Source organism: Mycobacterium sp. (genome assembly GCF_039583785.1).
GTDB lineage: Bacteria > Actinomycetota > Actinomycetes > Mycobacteriales > Mycobacteriaceae > Mycobacterium.
This window is the reverse complement of record NZ_JAVKSG010000119.1, coordinates 1-6,000: the sequence shown is the minus strand read 5'-3', so window position 1 is coordinate 6,000 and position 6,000 is coordinate 1. Positions and strand designations below refer to the sequence as shown.

General features: G+C 67.6%; 7 protein-coding genes. 5 read left to right on the top strand and 2 right to left on the bottom strand.

What is annotated here, in order from left to right; all coding sequences use genetic code 11:
- Nucleotides 1–74: 74 nt before the first annotated feature.
- Both ABDV69_RS19865 and ABDV69_RS19860 read left to right on the top strand, forming a co-directional pair.
- Nucleotides 75–842: a fructosamine kinase family protein gene (locus ABDV69_RS19865; protein ID WP_343577450.1), complete on the top strand. Its 768-nt coding sequence runs from the start codon at nt 75–77 to the stop codon at nt 840–842.
- A gap of 19 nt (nt 843–861) precedes the next feature.
- Nucleotides 862–2,406: an acetolactate synthase large subunit gene (locus tag ABDV69_RS19860; RefSeq protein ID WP_343577448.1), complete on the top strand. Its 1,545-nt coding sequence runs from the start codon at nt 862–864 to the stop codon at nt 2,404–2,406.
- Here the strand turns inward: ABDV69_RS19860 and ABDV69_RS19855 are convergent.
- The gene (locus ABDV69_RS19855) at nt 2,392–2,988 is read right to left on the bottom strand and encodes a hypothetical protein (protein ID WP_343577446.1); all 597 of its coding nucleotides are present in this window, start codon (nt 2,986–2,988) and stop codon (nt 2,392–2,394) included. The two genes, ABDV69_RS19860 and ABDV69_RS19855, sit on opposite strands and share 15 nt — an antisense overlap.
- A 711-nt stretch (nt 2,989–3,699) precedes the next feature.
- On the opposite strand from ABDV69_RS19855, the gene ABDV69_RS19850 reads away from it, so the two are divergent.
- Genes ABDV69_RS19850 through ABDV69_RS19840 form a run of 3 tightly spaced genes read left to right on the top strand, consistent with a single transcriptional unit; the run spans nt 3,700 to nt 4,651 of the window.
- The gene (locus tag ABDV69_RS19850) at nt 3,700–4,119 is read left to right on the top strand and encodes a recombinase family protein (protein WP_343577445.1); all 420 of its coding nucleotides are present in this window, start codon (nt 3,700–3,702) and stop codon (nt 4,117–4,119) included.
- The gene (locus ABDV69_RS19845; protein ID WP_343577443.1) at nt 4,116–4,400 is read left to right on the top strand and encodes a DUF6247 family protein; all 285 of its coding nucleotides are present in this window, start codon (nt 4,116–4,118) and stop codon (nt 4,398–4,400) included. Before ABDV69_RS19850 ends, ABDV69_RS19845 begins: the two co-directional genes overlap by 4 nt.
- Nucleotides 4,397–4,651: a hypothetical protein gene (locus ABDV69_RS19840; RefSeq protein WP_343577441.1), complete on the top strand. Its 255-nt coding sequence runs from the start codon at nt 4,397–4,399 to the stop codon at nt 4,649–4,651. Before ABDV69_RS19845 ends, ABDV69_RS19840 begins: the two co-directional genes overlap by 4 nt.
- Before the next feature lie 219 nt (nt 4,652–4,870).
- Here ABDV69_RS19840 and purU read toward each other — a convergent pair whose 3' ends face one another.
- Nucleotides 4,871–5,830 (bottom strand): formyltetrahydrofolate deformylase, encoded by a 960-nt coding sequence (gene purU, locus ABDV69_RS19835; protein WP_343577439.1) that lies wholly within the window; start codon nt 5,828–5,830, stop codon nt 4,871–4,873.
- Between the last annotated feature and the right edge of the window lie 170 nt (nt 5,831–6,000).

Sequence of the window (6,000 nt, the reverse complement as noted above, 5' to 3'; positions counted from 1 at the left end):
CCCGACTACCGGTGGGCCAAGGAACAGACCGAGGCGCGGCCCGCCGACGACGTGCACGCCGCGCACGCGACCGCTTGACCGACTTCGTCAAGCGTCACGCAGGCGCGCCGGCCGGCTTCTTCGAGTGCGAAGCCGCTGGGCTGCAATGGCTTTCGGAGGCCGACGGTGGTGTGCCGTGTGTGCCCGTGGTGTCGGTGGACGCGACCAGCCTGACCTTGCGCCGGCTGGAGTCGGTCTCGCCCAGCCCGCAAGCCGCCCGGGAGTTCGGCACCCGCCTCGCCGCAACACACGACGCGGGCGCCGCGGGTTTCGGCGCCGGACCGGACGGCTGGGACGGGCCCGGTTTCTTCGGGCCGCTGACCCAGCCGCTGCCGATGTCGCTATGGCCGCAGCCGCTTTGGGGCCGGTTCTACGCCGACGAGCGGCTCATTCCGATGGCCGCGCTGGCTGCCCCGCGGCTGTCGTTCGCGACGCGGGAGACGGTGGACGCCGTCGCTGAGCGTTGCCGCGCGGGTGATTTCGACGACGGCGATGCTCCGGCCAGGGTGCACGGAGACTTGTGGGCCGGCAACGTGATGTGGACACCCGACGGTGTGGTGCTGATCGACCCGGCCGCCCACGGCGGTCACCGCGAGAACGACCTGGCCATGCTCGCCCTTTTCGGCTGCCCGTACTACGACGAGATTGTCGACGGCTATCAACGGATACATCCGCTACAACCCGGCTGGCGCACGCGCATCGGACTGCACCAGCTTTTCGCGCTGCTCGCGCACGTGGCGTTGTTCGGCGGCGGACATGCGCAGCGGACCGGTGTCTGCGCCCGCGCCGCACTGGCTCTCTGAGCACCTCTACAGTCGAAGCGTGAATGGTGCGCAGGCTCTGATCAAAACGCTGGTCGACGGCGGTGTCGACGTGTGCTTCGCCAATCCCGGCACCTCGGAGATGCATTTCGTCGCCGCGCTCGACTCCGTGCCGCAGATGCGGGGCGTACTAGCCCTTTTCGAGGGCATCGCCACCGGCGCCGCCGACGGCTATGCGCGCATCGCCGACCGGCCGGCCGCGGTGCTGCTGCACCTGGGCCCCGGCCTGGGCAACGGCCTGGCCAACCTGCACAACGCCCGTCGGGCCGGTGTCCCGATGGTGGTGGTGGTCGGCGACCATGCCACTTATCACAAGAAGTACGACGCTCCACTGGAATCCGACATTGACGCGCTCGCCGGTAGTGTCTCGGGCTGGGTGCGGCGATCCGACGGCGACGTTGCATCCGATGCCGCCGAAGCCATCGCCGTGAGCCGGGCCGGCGCACAGATCGCGACGCTGATCCTGCCCGCGGACGTGTCCTGGTCCGACGGTGTCCAGCCCGCCGCCACGTTACCGACGCAGCCGACGGGCGCCGATCCGATGCTGGCGCCCGAGGTGGCCGAGCTGCTCACATCCGGCGAGCCCACCATGCTCTTGGTGGGCGGCGACGCCACCCGAGGACCCGGACTGACCGCCGCTGCACGGCTCGCGGAGGCAACCGGCGCGCGCTGGCTGTGCGAGACGTTCCCGACCCGACTGGAGCGCGGCGCCGGCGTGCCCGCCGTCGAGCGGCTCGCCTATTTCGGTGAGGCCGCGGTCGCGCAACTCGACGGGGTCAAGCATCTGGTGCTGGCCGGGGCCGCGTCGCCGGTGTCGTTCTTCGCTTACCCGGGCAAGCCGAGCAGCCTGGTCCCGGAGGGTTGCGAGGTGCACGTGCTGTCTGGACCGCACGGCGCCGCATCGGCTTTGGCGGCGCTGGCCGACCAGATCGCGCCCGGAACCGAAGCCAGAGTCGCGGAGCTGTCGCGTCCACAGCTGCCGAGCGGTGCGCTGACCGCCGTGTCGGTGGCTGAGGCGGTGGGTGCGTTGATGCCGGAGAACGCGATAGTGGTCGACGAGTCCAACACGTCCAGCGTGCCGCTGACAGCGGCGACCGCCGGCGCACCCCAGCATGATTGGCTCACTCTGACCGGCGGCGCCATCGGCTACGGAATTCCCGCCGCGGTCGGAGCCGCGGTCGCCGCCCCGGACCGGCCGGTGCTGTCGCTGGAATCCGATGGCTCGGCGATGTACACGATTTCGGGTTTGTGGACCCAGGCGCGGGAGAACCTGAACGTCACGACCGTCATCTACAACAACGGCGCTTACGACATTCTGCGGCTCGAACTGCAACGGGTGGGTGTGGGGTCGGTGCCGGGTCCGAAGGCTCTCGACCTCCTCGACTTGTCGCGGCCGACAATAGATTTCGTCAAGATTGCCGAGGGTATGGGCGTACCGGCGCGACGGGCGAGCACCGCCGAGGAATTCGTCGAGGCGCTGCGGAATGCGTTCGCCGAGCCCGGGCCGCATCTGATCGACGCCGTCGTTCCGTCACTGCTGGGTTAACCGGTCGACAACCCAGTCGGCCAGCTTGTCGACGATTTCGACGCCGGCGTCATACCCGGCGTGGTGGAGTTCCGCCGCAAGCGCGACACCCACATCGGACACCATTCCGAACTGGCGGACCAGGTAATCGCCGTTCAGTCCGGGCCCCCAACCGCCTTTGGCGGCATAGCCTTTCGCGGCCAGTCCCCAGCGATGCTCGGTGCACAGCTGGCCCATCAGCTCAACTATCGGCGAGGCATCTGGGATTTGTGGCAGCCCGGCAGCGAACCGAGCCTGATCGACCAGCGACCATTGGGTCTGGCCGAACGGCGTGTATTGGGCTCGCAGTCGGCGTGACTCGACCACGGTGGTCGGGTCGCCCGCCTCGCGAATGACGGACTGCACTTGCCGTGCGGCCTCGTCGCCCAGACAAGACCACAGCGTCTCCGCGGCGTCGTTGTCGGAGTGGACGATCACCGGCCCGACCGGTGCGCAAACGCCGGCGCGTAGGGCGGCGACGGCCAGCGGCACCTTGATGGTCGACCATGCGGCACCCGACGTCCACTCACCGAGGGACGTCGGGTGTCCGTCCGCAGCCACCACCGCGACTCCGACCGACCCCGGTAGCTCGTCGAAGAACACGGTGTGGTGCAGGTACCGACGTGGTTGCCGTTACAACCCTTCCGTCACCAACCCCCGGGGCCCCCCGGGCCCCCGGGTCCAGGCCCCCATTGTCCCGGTCCAGGCGGAGGAGGACCCCACCCAGGTCCAGGCCCAGGCCCACCCGGTCCCCAGGCTCCGGGCCCACCCATTCCGGGCCCACCCATTCCGGGGCCCCCCGGTCCGGGGCCACCCGGTCCGGGCCCACCCGGGTCAGCTGCAGCAAAGCCAGCGCCCAACCCGAGCGCGGCGGAACCCAGCGCGCCGGCGAGCATGGCACCGGCGATTATCTTCTTAACGTCCATGGTTAGCAGCTGTACCCGATAACCGGATAGCTAAACCTGACGGCGTAACGGTCGAAGGAAATCTGGCTGGCAGGTGCCGACAAGTGGCGCAACCCAGCCCAAGATCTGCCGGTCGACTTCGAGGAACGCCGTATCGAGCACTACCAGGCGCTGTGTAAACCGTTGGATCCGAGTGAGTTCATCGACCAGCTGCGTGAGCAGATGCACACCGAACTCGACACCCCAAGCGGACAGGCGCCACAGCCATTGAACGCGACGCCCGACATGGAGCAACAGCATCCGGCTACGTCTCAGATGCCTGGTAGGAAAGCATTCTCACTGAAACCGTGCTAACCGTTACACTCCCGGGATGGCTGGTGCCGACACCCTCGTGGTGCCCAAACTCGACCGGCTCGCCCGCTCAGTTCCGGACGCCCGCGCCATCGGCGACGACCTCGCCGCGCGCGGGGTCAAGCTGTCCCTCGGTGGACAGGTCTATGACCCCACCGACCCGATGGGCGAGATGTTCTTCAACATCCTGGCCACCTTCGCCGAATTCGAAGTCGACCTGCTCCGGTTGAGAACTCGCGAAGGCATGGCCGTCGCCCGCGCCAAGGGTCGTCTCAAAGGGCGAGGGCCAAAGCTAACCATCAAGCAGCAGAAGGAATTACGGCGAATGCACAACATCGGTGACTACACCGTCACCGATCTCGCCGAAGTCTTCAAGGTCTCCCGACCGACCGTCTACCGAACCATCAACCGCAACAACGCGAAGGAGATGGTGCCGTGACCGCGGAATCAGTACCTTCACAACGGGATCCGGACGACCCCGCACATATTCTGGCGCTGCTGCCGCAGCGCTGGCAGCAGCAATTTCTCGCCGAGTACCGATCCGGACTTGACGCCGCCCGCGAAGTCGGCCAATGGTCGCGTCTACGTGCATTGCTGCACCGATGGCGGCTGCGCGCCATCGCTTACGCCGACCCCGGATTCGAGGCCGCCGCACAGGCCGCGTCTCAAGCCGACCCGCACGACCTCGTCCCGCTGCCTGGGTGGGATGACAAGCAGTGAGCTACCGGCCGATGCTGATCGGACGCGCACAGAACCAGTTCGCCGACCTCATCGACAACCGCCTCGCCTACGAGGCGCTCATGGAACGGATCATCAGGCTCGTCGACGCGCCATGGGACGCCTGGCCGGTCTACCCCGACAACCAGCCGGACTTCCGGGAAACCCAGTTCGGCGAGCACGGACTGCTGTCTTTCCGCGTCAACGACGACGCGAAACTCCTGGTCATCTTCAACATCCTCTGGACGGCATAACCGTTGCTGACCGCGGTACACCTGGTAGCTCGTTTGTACCTGGTGACGCGATCCTGACCGGCACCCCTTAGGTGGCCGACACCGGCAACCGCCGAGTCCTAGTTTCGGACAACGGGATTCCCAACCCCGGGCAGCCGGCCGATGGCCTGCTGAGCCAGCTGGACGGGACCCGGCGGACGAGAATCGAGGTGGCGGCGTCGGCCAACACCGGCGTAACGGTCAAAGGACGACGGTCTGGTTGCCATATCGGATGACGCGGTCCTCGCAGTGCCACAGCACGGCACGGGACAACGTGGCGCGTTCGACGTCGGCCCCCAGACGCACCAGGTCTTCGACGGTGTGACGGTGATCCACCCGGACGACGTCCTGCTCGATGATCGGTCCGTCGTCCAGCTCTGCGGTGACGTAGTGCGCGGTCGCGCCGACGAGTTTGACGCCGCGCTCCTTGGCCCGCCGGTACGGGGCGGCGCCGATGAACGCCGGCAGAAAGGAGTGGTGGATGTTGATCATCGGGCAACCGACCTCGGCGAGGAACCCCGGAGTGAGGATCTGCATATAGCGGGCCAACACCACCAGATCGACATTGCCGCGCAACAGGTCGAGCTGGCGTCGTTCGGCCTCGTCGCGAATCTCTTTATTGGCTGGGATGTGAATGAACGGCACCCCGAACGGCCGGACCTGGTCGACCAGGTCGGGATGGTTGGCGATCACCATCACCACCGACATGTCGAGGTCGCCACGGCGGTTGCGCCACAACAGGTCCAGCAGGCAGTGGTCTTCGTTCGACGCCATGATGGCAACCCGTTTGGGTTTGGCCGCCTCGGTGAGCCGGAAGTCCATCCCGAACTTTTCGGCCACTTGCTCGGCGAAGTCGCGGGCCAACGCGTCGCGCGCAGCCGTCAAACCCGACAGATGAAAGACCGTGCGCTGGATGAAGATTCCACCGGTTTGCTCGGTTGAGTGCTGATCCAGCGAGATGACGTTAGCGCCCGCCTCGGCCAGAAACGTGCTGACCGCCGCCACCAGACCGGGCCGGTCGGCGCAGCGCAGCAACAGCCGGCCGATGTCTTTGACCGGCAGCGCGCCGCGGGCCGCGGGAACGAATTTTCCGCCGGCCGCCCCGCCGGCCGCTCCGCCGGCCGCCCCATCGTCGGCTCCGCTGCCGACCGGGCCAGTCATCGTTCGCATGCCGTTACGGGTGAGTGATCTTGAGTGGTCACGCGACTCGCACCCCGGCGGATCTAGCCGGTGCAGCCGGTGTTATCGGCCGGGTTGGCCGGGTTGGCCGGGTTGACCCGGTAGGCCTGGTTGACCGCCCGCGCCGGGTGCCCCGCCGGCGCCGCCTGCGC

Bases quoted from the DNA above. Each gene is read 5' to 3' on its own strand.
- ABDV69_RS19850 (WP_343577445.1), top strand. From the start codon at position 3,700: ATGGCTGGTGCCGACACCCTCGTGGTGCCCAAACTCGACCGGCTCGCC.
- purU (WP_343577439.1), bottom strand. From the start codon at position 5,830: ATGACTGGCCCGGTCGGCAGCGGAGCCGACGATGGGGCGGCCGGCGGA.